Source organism: Novosphingobium sp. FW305-C-111 (assembly GCF_058783565.1).
In genome coordinates, this window is record NZ_JBYSYP010000005.1 from 15,070 (window position 1) to 35,329 (window position 20,260).

Consider the following 20,260-nt stretch of genomic DNA (forward strand, 5'->3'; position numbering starts at 1 on the left):
TCATGTCGTGCGGATAGCTCGCGCAGCGCCGGGCGCGACAGGCTCGGCGATGAGGGAGGGCGCGTGTTCGGCGCATTAAGCAGCTCCAAAGCCTTCGGGTTCGCTGCCGGCAAGACAGTGACAGGTGCCTTCCGAAGCGGACGTAGCTCGGCCAAGGCTAGTCATTGTTCCTGCAGGGGCGCTGACCTGTGTCAGCTCGTGGGCGGAAATGGGAGCTATGTTTGGGGCTTGACGGTTTTGCGTCAGCGAAGTTGGTGAGGCACATTCAAGCGAACGCGGCAACAGAAGCGGCAGCCGGGCGCGGTCGACCAGGCGTTAAGGTGATGGCAAACGCCGCAGGGTAGATCGATGCGATGATCCTGGCGCTCAACATCGGCTCCTCGAACATCAAGTTCGCGCTCTTTCGGACGCGGCCCGAACTGCAGGAGCTGCTGCGCGGCTCGCTCGACGAGTTCCAGGGTTTCCCGCAATTGAAGGTGGATGGCCCGCTCGGCACGCGTGTAGCGAGGGACCAGTGGCAGCCTGCTGCGCACGAAACGCTCATTCTCCGGCTGCTCGACTGGATCCAGCATCATCTGTCGACGCCGTTGCGTGGGATCGGGCATCTGGTCCTGCATGGCGGCTCGCGGTTCATCGATCCGGTCCTGGTCGACGAGGAAGTGCTCGAAGAGCTCGCCGAGCTGGCCGTCCTGGCGCCGGGGCAGCTGGCCTGCCTCCTGCCCATCAAACTGTTGCGTGAACGCTTTCCCAGAACCCCTCAGGTCGCCTGCTTCGATACCGCCTTCCACAGCACGATTGATCTGCCGGCGCTTCGCTACGCAGTTCCGCGAGCATCGGAATATGAGGGCGTGCGCCGCTTCGGCTTCCACGGCCTTTCCTATGAAGCCGTGGCGGAAGCCCTTTCAAGTCGGAGCGACGGTGCCGAGCGCGACCGCATCATTGTCGCACACCTTGGACAAGGAGCCAGCCTTTGCGCCATGCACGGGCTGAAGAGCGTCGATACGACCATGGGCTTTTCCGCGCTGGGGGGACTGGTGATGGCGACTCGTCCCGGTGCGATCGACCCGGGCATTCTCCTGTGGCTGCTTCGCAAGAAACGCTTCACGGTCGATGAGCTGGAGCACTTCCTCTACAACGAGTGTGGGATGCTTGGCGTGTCCGGCATCGCGGCGGATGCGCGGACCCTGCTTGCCTCCGAAGCGCCGGAGGCTCGGAAAGCGCTCGACCTGTTCGCCTTCCACGTGGTGCGTCACATCGCAGCGCTGGCGGCCACACTCGGCGGATTGGACCGGCTGGTTTTCACCGGCGGCATCGGGGAGAACGTCCCCGCGCTCCGTGAACGGATCTGCCGGCGGATGGAGTGGATGGGTGTCACTCTCGACGAGAAGGCTAATGCTGAAGGCTCGGCGGTGGTTTCAGATGCCGAGAGTCCAATCCGCGTCGAGGTCGTTCCCACTGATGAGGAGCGCGTGATCGGCCGACATACCTATGAGCTGGTGGGCCCGCGGCTTGCTGCCTGAGAGAGCTCGACTGGCTGATCGCGTTCCTCTGCAGCGAGTGGAGCGATGACGGCGCGCCGGCGTTTGCTGACTCATGTCAGGGCGCGCGCAGCAACACAGGATAGCTATGCGACCACCTCGGCAGGAGAGGGCGATGCGAACAGTGCTTTTCCTTTCGGCCGTCGCCGCTGCGCAAGTCGCTATTGCCGCCCCCGCCGCGCGCGGCGGATTGCCGATCGTCGAGATCGAGGCACAAGGACCGCGGACCTTCGAGTTCCGCGGTTTGGCGCCCAACAGCTGGAGCAGCGACACCGTCCGTAACATGATGCTCAGGCGCTCTGCCGAACTTGCCGCCGAGAGAGGCGAAAGCTGTTTTGTCCTTCGAGAGGCGCGGCTGCAGAGAAGCGTCGCCTACATGCCGATCAAGTCGGGACATGTGACCGTCACCACCGGGGAGGGCAGCTCAGAATGGCGGCATTACTGGCGTCTCTACCGTCAACTGTTCCGCGGCCCCGGCGTGCGGCTGATGGATCAGCCGAGGTCCAGCGACAAGCTTGCTCGGGTGATCGAGGCACGAATGATCGTCGAGTTGTGTAATGGCGGAGCAGCCCAAGGCGGCGGCACGCGGTTTGAGGTGAGCCGCATATTGGCCCGTCGCTAGCTGCAAGCGGCGATATGGCGCCCTCCCAAGGCAACACGCCGGGTTACAACCCTCGGCGACAAGCATGACCTCGTCTCGCGGAGGCTGGAGAGGGGGCTCGCCGTCCTGGAAGCGACGAGTCCCCCTCTCGCCTAGGGCACGATCGTGATGTGATTATCGACGCTCGTCACCCCGGGCGCGGCCCAGGCCGAGCGTTCGGCTTCGCGCCGCTCGGCCCACGATTTCACGGTGCCCTTGAGCGTGATCTTTCCGCCGTCGGTCTCAACGGTGATGTGCTGCGCATCCACTTGGGCGCTGCGGACAAGCGCGTCCTCGATCTTCCTTTTGACCTCGGTCGGGCTGACCCGCGGCTTTACCCGGATGAGGTTGGTGACGCCTTTCACGCCCCTGATCGATCGCACGCCGCGCGCTGCCCATTCCTTCTGGAAGTTCCATTCCACTTCGCCCTCGAGGGTGATGAGCCCGTTCTTGACGGTCGCCTTCACCTTGTCCGCGCAGTAGGGGAGTTCGCGCTGGATGGCTTTGACCGCATCCTCCGCGATTTCCGGGTCGAGACGGTCGCTCGACAGCTTGACCTCAATGTCGTTCGCGACCGCCCTGACGCCGGCGACACGTTTCGTTGCCTTCTCGGCGTAGTAGGAATCCATGTAGGTGTTCGTCACCCCCGTCAGAGTGACGACGCCATCCTTCACTTTAACCGCGATGTTCTCATCGTGCACGATCGAGGGATCATATTTGATTTCACTCTCGACATCCTTCTGGATCTTGTCGTCGGTGCGCGTCTTGTCATCAGTCTTGAAGATAGACATGGGTTGGGTCCTTTCTTCTAAGCGCCGGGGTGATAACCCGGCGGTTGAGGCTCCCCCGCGCGTGAAGAATTAGTGACGGCACCGCGTCCGGCGCTGAGCAATGTCAGGCGCTTAAAAAATTCGGAGTGCCCGAGATTGCGCGCCACGCTTCCTAGCTTGCGGCAAGCGTGGGATCGCCGATCGCACGACCTGATCGACGCCCGCGGCAAGATGTCTGGACACGAGGCCAGGCTAGGCCCCGCGATGCGAAATGTCTGATCTAGGTCAAGTCCTACAGGATCGTTGAAGACTAAACTCCTGCCGGGAACTTCTCCATCTGCGCCGCATTGCCCATGCCGGAAAGCGGGCTCGCACTTGGAGCAGCCCAACACAGAGACCGGCATCACGGGCATGGGTGAGATCGCTCGGCCCCCCGAGCTACGCTCGCCGCCCATCGGTGCCTGCATCATCTTTGGAGACCACTATGCAAGACGCGCAAACTGTGACGAGGAACATCGGGATTAGCCCTGAAGACCAAGCCGCCATCGTCGATGGGCTTGGGCATCTGCTGGCGGACACTTACACGTTGTATCTCACCACTCACAACTTCCACTGGAACGTCACCGGGCCGATGTTCAACAGCCTCCATGCGATGTTCATGACGCAATACACCGAGCTGTGGAACGCAGTCGATCCCATCGCCGAAAGAATAAGAGCGCTGGGCTGTCCCGCTCCCGGGTCCTATGCGCAGTTCGGCTCGCTGAGCTCGCTGCCTGACGCGCCAGAGCTGCCACCGAAAGCAGAGGAAATGATCCGTATCCTGGCGGAAGGGCATGAGACCACGGCTCGCACGGCGCGCAAGCTCTTTCCCACCGCTGACTCCGCGAACGACGAAGCGACCGCGGACCTTCTAACGCAGCGCATTGGCGCTCATGAGAAGAACGCGTGGATGCTTCGTGCTTTGCTGGAAGGCTGAGCGCTGCGGCACTCTGCCACTTGAGCTTAGGGCCGTCTCGCGCGGCAAGGAAGCTGAACGGCGAAAGCATCGGCGCGGGCCGGGAGCGCTCTGCCCGGCTGGGACCGTAATGCTGCGCGCCTGCTCGCGGAAGGAGTCGTGACTGGCCACCTTTGGGAGTGGTTGCTCCTCGCAGCAACCTGGGCCATTCGCCTTGGAGCGCTCGTCATCGTTCCCTTCAGACGTTCGCCGACGGCGACACAAAGTTGGCTGCTTCTCTTCTTCGTCGCTCCCTGGGTTGCGCTGGCCCTCTATCTCGCCATCGGCCGCCCGGTTCATCCCCGCTGGCGCCGACAGCGGGTCGCGCAGCTGGGGCCGGTCATCGAAAGGGCCATCGCGCGGATTGAATGCGCCGCCCGGCCACCTGAGCTGTTGCCGGCGCAAGCGTCCGCGGTCGCCTTGATCAGGGGCATCGGCAGGATGCCGCTGCTCGAGGGCAATGCTGTCGATTTCCTGACCGATTATGACGACACCATCAACAGGCTCGTCAAGGACATCGATGGCGCGCGGGATCAGGTCCACCTGCTGTTCTATATCTTCTCGACGGATGGGACGGGGGATCGGATCATGTCGGCGCTGGTCAGGGCCGCGGCGCGCGGAGTGACCTGCCGCCTGCTAATCGATGCCGTCGGCTCGCGGCAATGGGCTCACGCCATAGTGGCGCGGCTGCGACCCCGCGGGATTGAGGTGCACCGTATCCTGCCGATCCGCGTGCTAGGGCGGACGACCCGGATCGATCTTCGCAACCATCGCAAGATCGTCGTGATCGATGGTCGCATCGGCTATACAGGGTCCCAGAACGTCATCGATGCCGAGCATGGCTTTGGTTGGCCAAATCACGAATTGATGGTTCGCGTCCGGGGGCCCGTCGTCGGCGAACTGCAGGCGGTATTCGTGGCGGACTGGTACCTCGAAACCGAGACGGAGCTTGCCGAAACCGTGCTTTATCCTGCTCAGGAAGAGGTCGGTACGAGTCTCGCCCAGGTCTTGCCGAGTGGTCCCGACCTCGAGGCGGGCGGGATTGACGAGCTCTTTGTCGCGCTCATCCACTCGGCCAGAGAACGGGTGGTGATTTCGACACCCTACTTTGTTCCGAGCGAGCCGCTGCTTCAGGCACTACAAGTTGCGGTTCTCCGCGGCGCTGAGGTTCATCTCCTGCTGTCCGGCCGGTCTGACCATCCGCTGGTTCACCTGGCGCAGCGGTCGTATTACGCCGAGCTGCTCAGGGCCGGCGCTGCGATCCACCTCTACCAGCCGGGCTTTCTCCATGCCAAGCACATGAGCATCGACGGCACCGTCGCCGTGGTAGGCTCCAGCAATGTCGACATGCGCTCCTTCGCGCTCAACTCCGAGATCAGCCTCGTGCTCTATGATCAGGAGGCGGCAACCGCTCTTCGAACGCTCGAAGCATGGCGCATGCAGCAGAGCACTCAGCTCATGCCGGATGAGTGGAAACGCCGCGGCCTGGCCGTGAAGACGGCCGAGAACATCGCCCGGCTGTTCAGCCCATTGCTCTGACGGCGAGCGGGGCGCCGGCGCGCCTTGGAGCATTTGGGGGTGCAGGCGGCCGATCCTCAGCGTAGCGGCAAACGGTTGGCTTGCATCAGTGTGCCATAAGGACGGGCAAGTCCGCCTCCGCCACGACGGTCCTCGTTGCGCCGCCCAAGATAAATTCCCGCAGCTGGGAATGGCCATACGCTCCCATCACCAGCAGCCCGGCTCCTGAGCTTCGGCAGAACTCGAGGAGCGCCGATCCGGCGTCAGCACCCGCTGCCGGGCGCTCGATTAGGTCCGCCTCGATGGCATGCGCCTTGAGGTGGCGCCTGAGGCCGTCTTGAATGTCACGGTCGAGCGCCTTGTCGCCAGTAATCGTCACGACCTTGACGGAAGCGGCTCGAGCGCAGATCGGCAGCGCATCGGCTAGCGCCCGCGCAGCTGCGCGGCCTCCATCCCATCCAACGACAACATGATCGAAACTCGGCTTTGGGGCGCCCTCGGATACGGGCAGAAGCAGGACCGGCCGCCCGGAGTCGAACACCAGGTCCTCGGCAATCGGACCCGTATGGCCATAGTTCGGAATGATGGTCATGTCGGCGACCCTTGCTTGCGCGGCGATATCGAGGGAGGACACCATGGCCCCGCAATCGATCTTCAGCTCCTCGCCGCAGTGCTGCGGGGGTACAAGTTCTCTGAATCGAGACAGCAGGTTTTGTGCGTTGTCCTCGCTTTTCTTGTTCGCGGCAGCGATCGCTTCATTGGCATCGACCAGCGCGTCAGCGAGAAAATTGGAAACCGCCGGCATCTTGACCTTGCAAACGGCGCCCGACACGCGTGCATCGAACAATCCTGCGATCGCCACAGCCGCTTCGATCGCCCAATCCGGCGTGGGCACAGGATAGGTCGTCAATTGAAGCAATAGATCCCGGACTTGCATGGAAGCTCCTCGTTGCTGTTTGTCTTACTGATCCGCTCGCGGCACTGTCTTCACTCCGGCAGCGCCCGCAGTTCGGGGTTCAGCTGGACTCGCGCCGCTCGAACGCGGGCGAGCGCATCACCCGGAGGAACGCCCAGCACCACAAACGTCTGCACTGCCAACGCAAGTCCTGCCGCATGGTTCTCGGGAAATATGTGCGTGGCGCCTGCCTTCACGATAGGAGTCAGCCCCCGGTCGTCCCTAGTGCTGACGAGAATGGGGATGGAGGGGTTGAGGTGCCGCGCCTGGCGCACGAGATGCTCGATCCGGGGTGGGCTGTTCAACAGGGCGACGACGGCACCAGCATCCTTGATGCCTGCAGTTTCGAGTACGCCGCGACGGGTAGCGTCCCCGAACATGACTCGATGCCCCTCTCGCTGGGCGAGCCGCAAGCGTTCCACGTCTCTTTCGATCGCCAGATAAGGCACTCGGTTCGCCTCGAGAACGGTGCAGATAAGGCGACCGACGGGGCCGCATCCCGCCAGGATGACATGACCGCGAAGGCCGGGCTGTATGCCGCCGCTGGAGCGGTCGTTGGCCGGCTCATCTGGATGGAAGGCGGAACTTGAAAGGGCGCCAAGGGCGATCCGCTGGTTGAACTGGATCAACATGGGTGCCAGCAATATGCTGGCTGCTGTTCCCGCCAACGCCGCCTCGGCCACGTTCGTCGGCAACAGGCCGCCGTCGATCGCCTGGGTGAGGATGAGCAACGAGAGCTCGCCCCCATGCGCAAGGATGACGGCCGTGCGCAGCGCGATCCCGCGATCCGCTCCACCAAAGCGCACGATCATGAACACGATGATCAGTTTGACGACCAAGAGCAGGAGCAGCGCGCCGATGGTCACGGCTGGCTCGGTGAGGACCACCGTCCAGTCAACGCTCATGCCTATCGTGAGGAAAAAGAGTCCAAGAAAAAGGTCGCGGAATGGCCGAAGCTCATCGGCGAGGTGATGACGGTAGTCGCTTTCGGACAGGACAAGGCCGACCATGAAAGCGGCAATCGCGAGCGACAGACCGACCGATTCGGCCAGAAGAGCGACGCCAACGATGAGGGCAAAAGCCGCGAGCATGATCGGCTCGTTCGATTCTGTTCTCGCTATCCAGTCGAAGAGCTGGCCGACCGTGCGCCGGGCAAATAAGGCAACCGCCAGGAAAATGACCACGACGCCGGCCGTGCGCAGCAATGCCGGGCCCGCTTCGAGCTCGCCGCCGGATGCGAGTTCGCCGATCATCAGGAGCACCGGAAGCGCCGCCAGGTCCTGGAACAGTAGTATGCCTGTCGTCGAGATTCCGTGAGGAGCGGCGACCTCGTCCTGGTCGAGCAGCTGCTTGTGGATGATCCCTGTCGACGAGTGCGCCAGCGCGAATCCGAGCAGCAGCGCACCGGGGAGAGGCACGCCCACGATCAGAGCTGCTGCCGCGACGACGAGGGTTGTCAGCACGACCTGAAGCAACCCGACTACGAAGACCAGCCGCTTCGCTGCCACGATCCGCGGCCATGAAAAGTCGAAGCCAATGACAAACATCAGGGCGGCAATGCCGAGCTCGCCTAAAAAGCGAGACCCCTCGCTCGCCTCGACAAGGTTCAGGACATGCGGACCAACCACTATGCCTGCGATCAGATAGCCGACGATCGGCGACACCCGCAGCCTTGTGAACAGCGCGACGATTGCCAGCGAGGCGAGAATGAGCACGAGTGCGTCGATCAGCAGATGGTGCAGCATGACGCCTAAACGCGCACCGCACGGATTGTTCATTCTCCAGACGACGAACCACGCCACGCGGCGTCACCGCGTCCAGGGAACTTAGGCTTTCGTTCGGCGTAACCGCCAAAAATTGGATTGAACGGGTGCGATGGAAAAACCACTGCTCATCATCACGGGTGCTGCGGGCAATCTCGGACGCTCGCTCGCCGCGGCCTTCGAAGCTGAATATCGCGTTGTTGGGTTAGACCGAGCGGGCAAAGGCGATTCCTTTCCGCTCGTCACCGTCGATCTTGCCTCTGATCAGTCCGTTGACGACGCCCTCAGCCACGTCCGGGAACGCTTTGGAGCGCGCGTCGCTTCAGTCATCCACCTCGCCGCCTATTTCGACTTCACCGGCGAGGAACATCCTCTCTACCGCACGGTGAACGTCGAGGGCACGCGGCGTCTGCTGCGAGCGTTGCAGAGCTTCGAGGTCGAGCAGTTCGTCTATTCGAGCACAATCCTCGTACATGCCCCGTGCCGGCCCGACGAACGGATCGACGAAAGCTGGCCGATAGAACCGCGCTGGGCCTACCCCCAGTCCAAGGCTCTGGCAGAGGAGGTCATCCGTCAGGAGCACAAAGCGATCCCGTTCGCAATCCTGCGCTTCGCCGGCGTGTATGACGAGGAAACGGCGGTCCCAACGCTCGCCAATCAGATCGCCAGGATCTACGAGCGGGACTTCGAGAGCTATTTCTATTCCGGCTCACCGACGGTGGGTCAGTCCATGCTTCACCGCGATGACCTGCTCGAGGCTTTCCGCCTAGCGGTCGAACGGCGCAAGGAGCTGCCGCCCGAGACCGAAATCCTGATCGGCGAGCCAGAAGCGCTAGGCTACGACGCTCTGCAGGACGAAATCGGCTATCTGGTTCATGGCATTGACGATTGGCCGACGCTGCGGCTCCCCAAGTCCGTGGCCGCTCTCGGCGCCTGGGCACAGGAGAAGCTCGAGCCCGTGGTGCCGGACGCGATCGATCAAGGCGAGAAGCCGTTCATCAAGCCGTTCATGGTTCGCCTCGCCGACGACCACTATGCTTTGGACATCAGCCGCGCCGAGAGGCTGCTCGGGTGGCGCCCCCGACACAGGCTGAAGGACGAGCTTCCCAGGATGATCGCGGCGCTGAAGCGCGACCCGCTAGGCTGGTACAAGAAGAACGGACTGCGGCCGCCCGCGGAGCTGGAGGAAGCGGCCGCGTTGGGCGAGCACCCCGAAGAGCTCAGGCAAAAGAGCGACGAGCGCTATCGAAGGGACTACACCGAAACGCGCTGGGCGCATTTCGTGAACCTCATGTTGGGCACTTGGCTCATCACACAGCCGCCCCTGATTGGCGTTACAGAGCCGGCCCTGCGCTGGACCGAGATAATCTCGGGCGTGCTGCTAATCGTCTTTGCGGGCCTGTCGCTCAGCTGGCATGCGCATTGGGCACGCTGGGCTTCCGCGGCCATCGGGGCGCTGGTCATGGCAGCGCCCTTCGTGTTGTGGACGGAGAATGCAACCGCCTACCTGTCCGATACCTTGGTCGGGATGCTCATCTTTGGCTTCGCCGTGGGCACAAAGCCCGAGACGGGGCCCTCGCATCTCGCCCGCGTTGCGGGCCCTGAGGTTCCCCCCGGCTGGACCTTCAACCCCTCGAGTTGGACGCAGCGCATTCCGATCATCGCACTTGCACTGATCGGCCTTTATGTCTCCCGCTACCTTGCCGCATACCAGCTCGGCTACGTCTCTGACGTGTGGGAGCCGTTCTTCCAAGGGCGACCGGACGACCCTCAGAACGGTACCGAGGAGATCATCACAAGCCACGTCTCGGAAGCCTGGCCGGTGTCTGATGCCGCGCTTGGGGGGTACACTTACGCGCTCGAAATTCTCACCGGGATTGTCGGCTCGCGGGCGCGCTGGCGGACCATGCCTTGGCTCGTCCTGCTGTTCGGTTTGATGATCGCGCCGCTAGGAATCGTGTCAATCTTCTTCATCATTATCCAGCCGATCGAGATCGGCACCTGGAGCACGCTCGCGCTCATTGGCGCGGCCGCGATGCTGATCCAAATCCCCTATTCGCTCGATGAACTGGTAGCCGTATGCCAGTTCCTGCGCCGACGTGTGCGGGCCGGAAAGAGCTTCATTCGTGTCCTCTTGTTCGGCGACACCGACGAGGGCCATCCGCCCAAGGAGAAGCGAGACGAGCTCGAGCGAAACCCGGGTGAGATCGTTCGGGACATCTTCTCGGGCGGCGTGAACCTTCCCTGGAACCTTGCGGCAGCGGCGGCGATCGGCTTTTCGCTTCTGTTCACACGGCTCACCTTCGATGCCGATGGCACGATGGCGAACGCTGACCACCTGGCAGGTTCGCTGATTCTCACGGTCGTCTCGATCGCGGCTGCGGAGGTCGCCAGAGCCGCCCGCTATCTCTTGATTCCCGTGGGCCTGTACCTGTGCGTCACGCCCTTCGCTTACGATGCAAGCGTAGAGCATCTGGTCGCCAACGTGGTCGCCGGCATTCTGATCGCGGCTCTCAGCTTCCGGCGTGGTCAGGTAAGAAGCCGTTACGGCGCGTGGGACCGGTTGATCGTTTAGCCTGAACGGGGTCGCGCGCGTTGCTGACATCCTCAGCGCGCGCCTTCACGGTTGATCGAGTAGAGGCGAATACCTCTTTGCCGTGCTCTCGCACCTTGGGCCGATCCATGGCGAGTCGGCAGGCAAGTGGTATGTTGAGAAATTCTTTTCGCAGGTGATGGATCATCCGCGCACGCCCTTTTTCAGCTTGAACGGACTGGAACAATGGATCGCGGATCATACGGAACAGCGAAAGCACGCTTCCAGCGTATGACCGGCTTGCTGTTGGCACGCCCCCCGCACTGCGATGGACTACGCCCCATCCCAACACATCGCTACGCCAGGGGGCGGCGGCGGAGGCCGTACTGACTTATATCAGCAATGGCTGCGGGCTCGTGATTTAAATGACCTGCGACTGCCGTAACCATCTGGAGGGTCCTATGAAAACGGTGATGCTCTACGTGGCCGAAGATGCCCGCCAGGCCGCTAGCTACGAGGCAGCCCTGACGCTGGTAAAAGCACTCGGAGCACACCTGACTTGCGTCCAGGCGGCACCTTTCTCCGCTTTCGTGGTGACGGATCCCTTGGGCGGAATCCATCCCTCCGTCGAACTCCTGTCGAATCTCGAAGAACAACAAGACGCCAGCCGGGCGCGAGTCACATCGCGTCTCGCAGAGGCGGGCGTCGATGCCGAATGGGTGCGCGACCAGGGACCGCCAGCGAGCGTTCTGCTGGATCATTCCCGCTTGAGCGACCTCGTCATCCTCGGTCATGGTTCGCAGGAAGACCGGTGGAACCAATCTTTGGAGCTGGCCGGCGACCTGGCCGTCCACAGCCGCGCCCCTGTTCTTTCGGTCCCACACGCGTCAGGAGGCTTCGCTCCTTCGGGTGTCGCCGCGATCGCCTGGAATGGATCGTTCGAAGCAGCCCAGGCGGTAAGGCTCGCCGTGCCGCTCCTGCGCCTGGCCTCGAGCGTCCGCATTCTCACCGTGGCGGACGGCAATGTCGCGGTCCCCGCCTCAGCGGCCTCTACCTATCTTTCACGGCATAGCGTTCAGTCCGAAGTTCTCACGCTCGAAAGAGGGACCGGGTCCGTTTGCGAGCGCTTGCTGAAAGCGCTGCAAGAAGAGCGTGCGGTCTATGCCGTCCTCGGCGCTTACGGGCACTCCCGGATCAGGGAGCGGCTGCTCGGAGGCGTCACGCGCGGCATGTTGCTCGGAAGTCCAATCCCTCTACTGCTGGCGCACTGAATAGTCTTCCGCTGCACCCCGGGCCTCCCCTAAATGCGAGACATGTGGCGCGCTAGGTTGAAACGATGTCTCCGGCGTGAAACAACAGGCGGGGACGATCCACGATCGAGACTTCCTTTCCGCGGACGGCGATGCAACCACTACGCTGCAGGTGCGTGAAGGTTCTCGTGACCGTTTCACTGGTCAGCCCGAGATGGTCGCCGATGTCCGCGCGAGACATCAGAAGCGAAAAGTCGGACCGGCCGTCCAGGCGGTTCATCATGTCGATGAGGAAGAACGAGAGCTTCTCGACGGCGTTCGATCGCGCGAGCAGGAAACCCCACCTGTGGGACACTGAATAGGATCGAAGCAGCCAGCCGCGGGCGGCCGCCGAAATCGCGTCGTCGTCGCTCAGCAGCGCTTGCATCATCGAGCCGTCGACGATTGCGAGCGAAGAAGGGCAGAGGGCCTCAGCGATCTGGCTGCGGACACTCGCCCGATCGAGCCATATCAATTCGCCCTCGAGGTGGAAGGCACTAATCCACCGCCGGCCGTCTTCGGCGATAACGCTTGTCTGGAGAACACCCGAGAGAACCCGAAAGAGGCCGCTGCCTGCAGCCACGGGAAGCTCCTGCCGCTCGGCCAGTTCAATGACCCGGAGCTTGCAGATGCCCCCTACGGCCAGCCTTGGTGCGGCCCCCTGGTTCATGATTCAAGTGCTCTCTCCACGTGTCATCCGTCATGCTGTGTGACATATGTCACTATCGATACTTTGCAAGACATTGATGCCGTCAAGGAGAAGGAATCTGCCTGATCTAAGTCAGGGCACCTCTGCGCCAGCATGTCAGACTGGCTGCACCCCTTTAGTTCTGGAGGCGAAGGACGTGGTGTGAACCGGGACAGTATCGGCCGATTGGCCAAGGCGAACGGCCGATTTCGCGCCAGCCTGACTTCTTCCCTCCCCGATCGCGGGCGCCAGATACAGCCGACTCGAGTTGCGGGCGTTCGCCTCCCCACAGAGGCCATCCAGCTCCACCGGGCAGGTGGCCGGGCGTGGCGCCCGGCTCCTCTGTCTGTGGGACCGCGGCGCCTGCGCGCGTGCCTGGAACCGCCGTCAGTGCAACCAACAAATCAGCAGCCACTACCCGAAGAGGAGCTCGCCATGAGAACTATCCCTAAGGACCAATGGAAGGCCTATTGCGATAGCGTCACCGACGCCCTCACAGGCCTTCGTGCTGAAATCGAGGTCCTCTCACTCGATCTCGGCGATCAGATCGAAGCCGAATGGCTGCCGGTGTTCGGCATTACTTACGACCACAAAGATGATCTGTTCGAGGTCGCACTCGAGGGAGTCGACCATCTAATCAGACGGCCGCAGGAACTGCATGTCGAAGAAGGAACAACGGGCCTCGATGCCATTCTGGTGATCGACCAGAATTCGGTGCGTCACGTGGTTCGCTTCAAGGAGCCGCTGATGCTTCCGGCACCAGGTCGGCAGTGAACAACCGTCTCGAGCCACCAATCAGCAAGGAGGACACATGATGCGATCGCTAGCCAAATCAGTACCGTTGCTAGCTCTTGCGCTCGTCGGGGCGGTTTCTTGTTCCGATAACGAGACGAAGGATCAGCAAAATCGGAACGGCACGGGAGCCCCGGCGACCGGAAAAGCGAAGGACGCAGCGGCAGCCAGCGCGGGGACGGCGGCAGACAGCAGCAAGTTGCTCCAGGAGGCGATGGCCGCCCTGCAGGAAACCCAGACGGCGCTCACAGCGATCGATCAGAAAAAGCCGGATGACGCCATCGCCGCGCTCGAACGCGCCACCGGGAAGCTTGAGATCCTTCTTGCTCGTAGTCCCGATCTGGCGCTCGCGCCGGTCGACCAGCACGTCGTGACGCACAACATTCTGGCGGATGTCAATCAAGTGAAGGCGCTGCGCGAGCAGGCGGAGGAGGCGCTCGAAGATGGCCGTATACAGGAGGCAAGACACCTTATTGATGGGCTGGCCAGTGAGACGGTGATCAGCGTCAGCAGCCTCCCGCTTGCGACCTATCCCGATGCGATCAAGGAAGCAGCCGCGCTCCTTGCAAAGAACAAGCCCCAGGACGCGAAGGAAGTGCTCCTTACCGCCCTCAGCACGATCGTCGTTCGCGACACGATCATTCCGCTGCCGATGACGCGGGCGCAAGCGGCCTTGAATGAGGCCAAGCAGCTCGCTGCGAAACGGTCGCGATCCGCTGCCGACAACGATCGGATCAAGTCCTTGATCAGCACTGCGCGTCAGCAGCTGGAACTAACCCGAGCGCTTGGTTACGCTACCAAAAAGGACCTCGACGAACTTTCCGATACTCTGGAAGAGATTGAGCGCGAAACCGGGGAGAAGCGACCGGCCCGGCAAATCTTTGACCGAATCGAGCAGCTTTTTGAACGCGCGAAGCAGGCAAGCCAACCCAAGGAGAGCTGAAAAGGCGCAGGCACAACGCTGGCGTGATGGGTCGAAGCGGGGCTCGTGCTTCCGCACCTTCGCCGCCACTTCATCCACGAGGGTACGGGGGTATGGACTCGGTGACACGGCTATGGACAATGCGCACCATGCGAATCCTGTGGAGGCAACAATTTAGCAAGCCGGCCAGCCGCCACTCCGGCCGGCGAGCGCGGCCGTGATCGGCGCTACTGCCGGAACCGGCATCGTCGGCCTTGACGCCGTCGTGCTCGGGGGACTCGAGCGGCGCCGGCTCTATTTGATCGAGGGAACGCCGGGCTCCGGGAAGACGACGCTTGCGATGCAGTTCCTGATCGAAGGAACGCAGCAAGGCGAACGTAGCCTCTTTGTCTCGCTGTCCGAGACGGAGGCAGAGCTTCGCTCAAGCGCTGCGAGCCACGGCTGGTCCCTAGAAGGCGTCACCATTCTTGATGTGCCGCCGTTGGAAGCCGATCCCGATCGGCAGCAGGCCCTGCTCCATCCATCCGAGGTCGAGCTGGGCGAGACCGTCAAGGTCATCCTGGACAAGATCGATGAGGTGAAGCCCGATCGCCTCGTGATCGACGCATTGACCGAGCTGCGGCTGCTTGCCGAAGATCAGTTCAGTTACCGGCGTCAGATCCTCACGCTGAAGCGCTACTTCTCCGAAAGGGATTGCACAGTCCTCGCGATCGACGACCTTACCGAGATAGCGTCGGGACTGCAGCTTCACAGCGTCGCGCACGGCGTCCTCAGCCTAGAGCAGCGCAGGATGGAGTATGGCGTGGTCCGCCGGCGCCTGTCGGTGATCAAGCTGCGGGGCGTGAATTTCCGAAGCGGTTTTCACGACTATGTCATCGAGACGGGCGGGATCAAAGTCTATCCCAGCCTTGTGGCGTCGGAATACGCGTCCGAGTTCCCCAGCGACTCCATATCGAGCGATGTCGAGGCTCTCGATCAGCTTCTCGGCGGCGGCCTCCGGCGGGGGACGAGCACCCTTGTCATGGGACCCTCAGGCGTCGGCAAGTCGACGTTCGGTATCCAGTACGCGTTGGCAGCGGCGAAACGCGGCGAATCGGCCGCTTTCTTCGCCTTCGACGAGAGCTATCGCACGGCTGCCGATCGCGCCGCGGGGCTGGGAATGGATCTCGCCGGCGCGATCGAAGACAAGCGGCTTTCCTGGTGCGATCTCAGCCCCACCACTCTGTCGCCCGGCGAGTTCGTCGACCGGGTTCAGCGCCACATCGCCGCCGGCGTCCGCATCGTGGTGATCGACAGCCTCAACAGCTACATCGCATCGATGCCCGAAGAGCAGGCGCTCATCCTGCACATGCACGAGTTGCTCACATATCTCGGCAATCAAGGCGTGGTGACCATCCTGATCATGGCGCAGCACGGGCTGGTCGGTGAAACCCATGCACCGATTGACCTCAGCTTCATGGCGGATTCTGTCGTGGTGCTCCGGTACTTCGAAGCCGAGGGAGAGGTGCGCAAGGCGATTTCCGTGCTCAAGAGCCGGAGCGGCTTTCATGAGAAAACAATAAGGGAATACAGCCTCACCTCAAGCACCGGCGTGCATGTTGGGCCACCTATCCGCTCGTTCCAGGGGGTGCTTACCGGCGTGCCGACTTTTGTCGGCGGCCCCGGCTCGTTAGCGGATGCGAACGGTCGTGCCCCAGGAAGCTGAAAGCCGGGAAGAGCGAATCATGATATTGGCGCCGTTGCGCCGCGACGGGCCAGCCGTCGCGAAAGTCATTTCTGGCGCCGGCATGATCCCGCACCTTTGCGAAACGGTCGACGAGCTTTGTAAGGCGATCGGGGAGGGTGCCGGCGCGCTTCTCATCGCAGAGGAGGCCCTGTCTCGGCCGAAGCAGGTATCGGCGCTGGCAAACTTTCTGAAGAGCCAGCCACCCTGGTCCGATCTCTCCGTCCTTCTGGTGACGGCGAACGGGCGCGCGCCCGCGAAGTCGGCAGAGACGAGGATCGGGGGATACGAAAACGTCATTCTCCTGGAGCGCCCGCTTCGATCGGGGCCTCTCGTCAGCACGCTCGGAGCGAGCCTGCGCGCACGCCGCAGACAGTACCAGTTCCGCGAGCACCTTCTCGCGCGCATGCATCAGGAGGAAGAGCTCAGACGCCTGAAGGACTCGCTTGAACAGCGAGTCCAAGAGCGAACCCGGGACCTTGAAGAGGAGATGCGGCGCCGGGAAGAGGCGGAAAAGGCACTGCGCCAGTCACAGAAGGTCGAGGCGATCGGCCAGCTGACTGGAGGGCTCGCCCACGACTTCAACAATCTCCTCCAGGTCATAAAGGCTGGGCTGGACATGCTGGACCGGACGACCGATCCGGACAGACACGAGCGTTTGATGGATGGCATGCGGCAGGCCGCCGAACGGGGCCAGGCGCTGGTGGGCCAACTTCTTGCCTTCGCCCGTCGCATGACGCTGACGCCCGAGGTTCTCGATCTTCGGGCGTTGCTCGACGGCATGAACATCCTCGTCAGCGGGGCCGTTCGCGAGAACATCGCGATCAATTTCGATCTCGAAGATGATCTCTGGCCAGTCTTCGCCGATCGCACGCAGCTTGAGCTCGCGCTGTTGAATCTTGCCGTCAACGCCCGTGACGCCATGCCTTCTGGGGGCACCCTCTCGATAAGAGCGCGAAACGCGCGGGAGGAGGCATCCGAGGGTGGCAATCTCACTGGCGATTTCGTGCGGATCGAGGTCGAAGACACCGGCTCCGGCATTTCTCCCGAGCATATCGAACGGGTGTTTGATCCCTTCTTCACGACCAAGCCAGTCGGCAAGGGAACCGGCTTGGGCCTTAGTCAGGTCTTCGGCTTTGCGACTCAATCCGGCGGCACCGTGTCGGTGCGCAGCGAGCCGGGGCAGGGGACAACGATCGCCCTGCTGCTGCCCAAAGCCCTGCCCGAGGGGAGTTCGGCTCGGAATGCTGCGGCGATCCAGTCCGTCCGGCCGGTGGCGAATGGAGACAGGTATGTTCTCCTGGTGGAAGACAATGACCAGGTCGCCGACTTGGCAACGCAAATGCTCGAGTGCCTGGGCCTCAAAGTGCAGCGGGCGTCCACGGCAAAGGACGCGCTGAAAAAGCTTGAAAACGGCACAAATTTTGACCTCGTCTTTTCCGATGTCGTGATGCCGGGAGGGATGAGCGGTATCGATCTAGCCCATGAACTGAAAAAGCGAACGCCTCAGATGCCGGTGCTGTTGACAACCGGTTATGCGAACCCATCTGCCGGACATGCGCCTCCCGAAGGCTCAATCATCATCAAGAAGCCTTACGGCCTTCAGGAGCTCGAGACAGCTATTCGGGGACTGCAGGCCGAATGATCCGGCGATGTAGCAAGCAGCCGCGATCTTCGGATCAAGGTGCATCGATTGGCGTTACACTCGCTGCCGCAGCTCTGCGGCAGCAAATCTTCTCAATTTGCTTTAGAGCGAAACATGGCGAATCCCTACGAAGTCCTGGGCGTCGCGCGTGACGCCGATGAGGCAACGATCAAGAAGGCCTATCGCAAACTGGCCAAGTCGTTGCATCCCGACCGAAACGCTGGAAATGCCGATGCGGCCGAGAAGTTCTCGGCCGTCACCGCCGCTTACGATTTGCTGACCGACAAGGAGAAGCGGGCGCAGTTCGATCGGGGTGAGATCGACGAGAACGGTAACCCCAGGGCCCCCTTCGGGTTTGGCGGTGGCTTCGAGGACACTGGGGCCTATGCCAGGAGGGGTGGTGGCTTCCGGACCGGCGGCGGTCCAGGGGCGGCAACCTTCGAGTTTTCCGGAGATCCGGATGCTTTCGCCGATATCATTGAGGGCTTCTTCGGGAGTGCGGGGGCGCAGGCATTTGGAGGCGCGCAAGGGCGCTCCTCGAGGGCCGCACGAGGGGCGGATATAGCCTACCGGCTTGCCGTCAGTTTCGAGGACGCGGCTGCCCTGAGGCCGCAACGCGTAACCTTGGCCAACGGCAGAACGGTCGAGCTCAAACTGCCGGTCGGAGTGGAGAGCGGTACGCAGGTGCGGCTTCCCGGTCATGGCGACAACGGCATGGGAGCGCCCGGTGACGCTACCATCACCATCGAGATCCAACCCCATCGCTTCTTCACGCGGGAGGGGGACGATGTCCGGCTCGACCTGCCGATCCGGCTCGATGAGGCGGTCCTTGGCGCCAAGATCAAGGTGCCGACCGTCGATGGACCGGTGCTACTCACAATTCCGAAGGGTTCGAGCTCGGGCCGCGTTCTCCGCGTGAAGGGCAAGGGGTTTCACCGGCGCGATGGCAGCCGCGGCAATCAGCTCGTGCGCCTTCTCGTCGATCTGCCCTCCGGAGACGAGCAGCTTGAGCAGTTCGTACGGAATTGGTCGACTGGAAAGAAGATCAACCCACGCGCGCCGCTGGGCGTCTAGACCGACTGGCAAGCGGGCGAGGCGATGAAAGGACATTACGACCGCGATGCGGTTCTCGGATGCAGCACGATGGCGAACACAAAATGACGCAGATTTTAGGAGTTTCGGGAAGCCTGAGGCAAGGATCCTACAACAGTGCGCTCCTGCGCGCCGCGCAACAGCTTGTGCCCGCGAATGTCGAACTCGTCGCCGGCAGCATCGCCGGAATTCCGCTGTACAACGGCGACGATGAAGCGGCGACAGGCCTCCCGACCGCCGTCGAGACGTTGAAGGAGCAGATCGTCGCCGCCGACGGCCTGCTGCTGTTTACGCCCGAATACAATGGCTCGATCCCCGGCGTATTCAAGAACGCGATCGACTGGGCGAGCCGGCCGCCCAAGGACGTCGCTCGGATTTTCGGCGGCAAGCCGGTGGCTGTGGTCGGCGCCTCGCTTGGCGGCTTCGGCACCATCCTATCGCAGGATGCCTGGCTGGGAGTGCTGCGTGCTCTGGGCACGCGCCCGTGGTGCGAGGGCCGGCTTATGGTCGGGCGCGCTGCCGAAGTATTCGACGACGAGGGCGTCCTGGCAGATGAGCAGCTGCGCAACAGGCTGAAGCAGTATTTGGCGGGCTTTGTGTCCTTCGCCACAAGGCAAGGCGATTGAGTACCTCTGCCGCAGCCGACGGCGCTGCTCCGTCGCAGAACGGTCGAAATCCAGCTACGATTTGTCTCGGACGGCTCAGGTCGGCGGGAATGTTGCTTCGCTGATCGTGCTGCTGGGAAGCTGGCAGCAACCTTCGCAACCTCCCGCCATGCCGGAGGACGGCCGGATCAAACGGAAATGACAACGCATCTTGCCATCAGGTCTGCTCAGGTTGCCGAGCACTCGACCAGTATAGTGGGTGAGGGTGCTCCGGCTTGGCCCCAGTAGCTCCAACCGCGCCACCGCCAGCGATGACCCCAACCTGTCCACACCGGGCCCAGCTCGTCGATGGTCGTCTCGCGCGTGACGTGGAAAAAGGGTCCGGAGTAGGTGGCGCCGCCGCTCAGTACCGCCGTCATCGTGCCGGTCCTTGGTCCTCTTGAGATCCAGGTGAAGGTTGCGCCGGGCGCGCCATCTCTGCCGACGCCTATGGCGGGCGCAGGAGCGCCCCGGCCGAAGTGATCGTCTATGGTAGCCGCTGGCGCGGCATCACCATGATGATGCGGCGCTATCTCGATCGGGCGGGCGTCCCTTATCGTTTCGTTGACTGGGACGCCTACCCTGAGGTGCGATCGCAACTCGAATGGGCCCCGGGTGGTCGCCTCGCCAGCCTCACGATCAAGGTCGGCGGGCAAGTGCTGGTGCAGCCTTCGACACGCGAGCTCGCGCTGGCACTTGACTGGTCCGGCTACCGCTAGGCTGCTACATCGCCGCCAAGCCGGACGGTCGTACC

17 protein-coding genes are annotated in these 20,260 nt (G+C 62.6%); 13 read left to right on the forward strand and 4 right to left on the reverse strand.

Annotated features, from left to right (window positions below):
• Positions 1 to 353 precede the first annotated feature (353 nt).
• Positions 354 to 1,520, forward strand: coding sequence for an acetate/propionate family kinase (locus AC3WLD_RS07205; protein ID WP_492556268.1), 1,167 nt, complete (start codon positions 354 to 356; stop codon positions 1,518 to 1,520).
• Positions 1,521 to 1,653: 133 nt separating this feature from the next.
• Positions 1,654 to 2,160, forward strand: coding sequence for a hypothetical protein (locus AC3WLD_RS07210; protein ID WP_492556269.1), 507 nt, complete (start codon positions 1,654 to 1,656; stop codon positions 2,158 to 2,160).
• 131 nt (positions 2,161 to 2,291) lie between these two features.
• Here the strand turns inward: AC3WLD_RS07210 and AC3WLD_RS07215 are convergent, their stop codons facing one another.
• On the reverse strand, positions 2,292 to 2,969 hold the full coding sequence (locus AC3WLD_RS07215; RefSeq protein WP_066211555.1) for a BON domain-containing protein: 678 nt from the start codon (positions 2,967 to 2,969) through the stop codon (positions 2,292 to 2,294).
• Positions 2,970 to 3,432: 463 nt separating this feature from the next.
• Here AC3WLD_RS07215 and AC3WLD_RS07220 point away from each other — a divergent pair, with 463 nt between their 5' ends.
• Together AC3WLD_RS07220 and cls are read left to right on the forward strand one after the other, a co-directional pair.
• Entirely contained in the window at positions 3,433 to 3,924 is a 492-nt protein-coding gene (locus AC3WLD_RS07220; protein ID WP_492556270.1) for a Dps family protein, read from the forward strand.
• Positions 3,925 to 4,062: 138 nt separating this feature from the next.
• Positions 4,063 to 5,481 carry a cardiolipin synthase gene (cls, locus tag AC3WLD_RS07225; RefSeq protein ID WP_492556271.1) on the forward strand — a complete coding sequence of 473 codons (1,419 nt, stop codon included), beginning with the start codon at positions 4,063 to 4,065 and terminating at the stop codon, positions 5,479 to 5,481.
• 85 nt (positions 5,482 to 5,566) lie between these two features.
• Here cls and AC3WLD_RS07230 read toward each other — a convergent pair whose 3' ends face one another.
• Both AC3WLD_RS07230 and AC3WLD_RS07235 read right to left on the reverse strand, forming a co-directional pair.
• On the reverse strand, positions 5,567 to 6,397 hold the full coding sequence (locus AC3WLD_RS07230; protein ID WP_492556272.1) for a universal stress protein: 831 nt from the start codon (positions 6,395 to 6,397) through the stop codon (positions 5,567 to 5,569).
• A gap of 50 nt (positions 6,398 to 6,447) precedes the next feature.
• On the reverse strand, positions 6,448 to 8,217 hold the full coding sequence (locus AC3WLD_RS07235; RefSeq protein WP_492556273.1) for a cation:proton antiporter domain-containing protein: 1,770 nt from the start codon (positions 8,215 to 8,217) through the stop codon (positions 6,448 to 6,450).
• A gap of 73 nt (positions 8,218 to 8,290) precedes the next feature.
• Between AC3WLD_RS07235 and AC3WLD_RS07240 the strand changes: the two genes are divergently transcribed.
• Both AC3WLD_RS07240 and AC3WLD_RS07245 read left to right on the forward strand, forming a co-directional pair.
• Entirely contained in the window at positions 8,291 to 10,753 is a 2,463-nt protein-coding gene (locus AC3WLD_RS07240) for an NAD-dependent epimerase/dehydratase family protein (protein WP_492556274.1), read from the forward strand.
• A gap of 419 nt (positions 10,754 to 11,172) precedes the next feature.
• The gene (locus AC3WLD_RS07245; protein ID WP_492556275.1) at positions 11,173 to 11,982 is read left to right on the forward strand and encodes a universal stress protein; all 810 of its coding nucleotides are present in this window, start codon (positions 11,173 to 11,175) and stop codon (positions 11,980 to 11,982) included.
• Between the two features lie 52 nt (positions 11,983 to 12,034).
• On the opposite strand, the gene AC3WLD_RS07250 is transcribed toward AC3WLD_RS07245, so the two are convergent.
• Entirely contained in the window at positions 12,035 to 12,670 is a 636-nt protein-coding gene (locus AC3WLD_RS07250) for a helix-turn-helix domain-containing protein (protein WP_492556276.1), read from the reverse strand.
• Between the two features lie 453 nt (positions 12,671 to 13,123).
• Here AC3WLD_RS07250 and AC3WLD_RS07255 point away from each other — a divergent pair, with 453 nt between their 5' ends.
• The 7 genes from AC3WLD_RS07255 (at position 13,124) to AC3WLD_RS07285 (ending at position 20,225) form a co-directional block, all read left to right on the forward strand.
• The gene (locus AC3WLD_RS07255) at positions 13,124 to 13,462 is read left to right on the forward strand and encodes a DUF5335 domain-containing protein (protein ID WP_492556277.1); all 339 of its coding nucleotides are present in this window, start codon (positions 13,124 to 13,126) and stop codon (positions 13,460 to 13,462) included.
• A 37-nt stretch (positions 13,463 to 13,499) separates the two neighbouring features.
• Positions 13,500 to 14,423, forward strand: coding sequence for a YfdX family protein (locus tag AC3WLD_RS07260; protein ID WP_492556278.1), 924 nt, complete (start codon positions 13,500 to 13,502; stop codon positions 14,421 to 14,423).
• 196 nt (positions 14,424 to 14,619) lie between these two features.
• Positions 14,620 to 16,107 carry an ATPase domain-containing protein gene (locus tag AC3WLD_RS07265; protein ID WP_492556279.1) on the forward strand — a complete coding sequence of 496 codons (1,488 nt, stop codon included), beginning with the start codon at positions 14,620 to 14,622 and terminating at the stop codon, positions 16,105 to 16,107.
• Entirely contained in the window at positions 16,079 to 17,770 is a 1,692-nt protein-coding gene (locus tag AC3WLD_RS07270) for an ATP-binding protein (protein WP_492556280.1), read from the forward strand. Before AC3WLD_RS07265 ends, AC3WLD_RS07270 begins: the two co-directional genes overlap by 29 nt.
• Before the next feature lie 114 nt (positions 17,771 to 17,884).
• Positions 17,885 to 18,844, forward strand: coding sequence for a DnaJ C-terminal domain-containing protein (locus AC3WLD_RS07275; protein WP_492556281.1), 960 nt, complete (start codon positions 17,885 to 17,887; stop codon positions 18,842 to 18,844).
• A 59-nt stretch (positions 18,845 to 18,903) separates the two neighbouring features.
• Entirely contained in the window at positions 18,904 to 19,488 is a 585-nt protein-coding gene (locus tag AC3WLD_RS07280; RefSeq protein WP_492556282.1) for an NADPH-dependent FMN reductase, read from the forward strand.
• A 497-nt stretch (positions 19,489 to 19,985) separates the two neighbouring features.
• Positions 19,986 to 20,225 carry a glutaredoxin family protein gene (locus tag AC3WLD_RS07285; RefSeq protein WP_492556283.1) on the forward strand — a complete coding sequence of 80 codons (240 nt, stop codon included), beginning with the start codon at positions 19,986 to 19,988 and terminating at the stop codon, positions 20,223 to 20,225.
• The last annotated feature ends 35 nt before the right edge of the window (positions 20,226 to 20,260 follow it).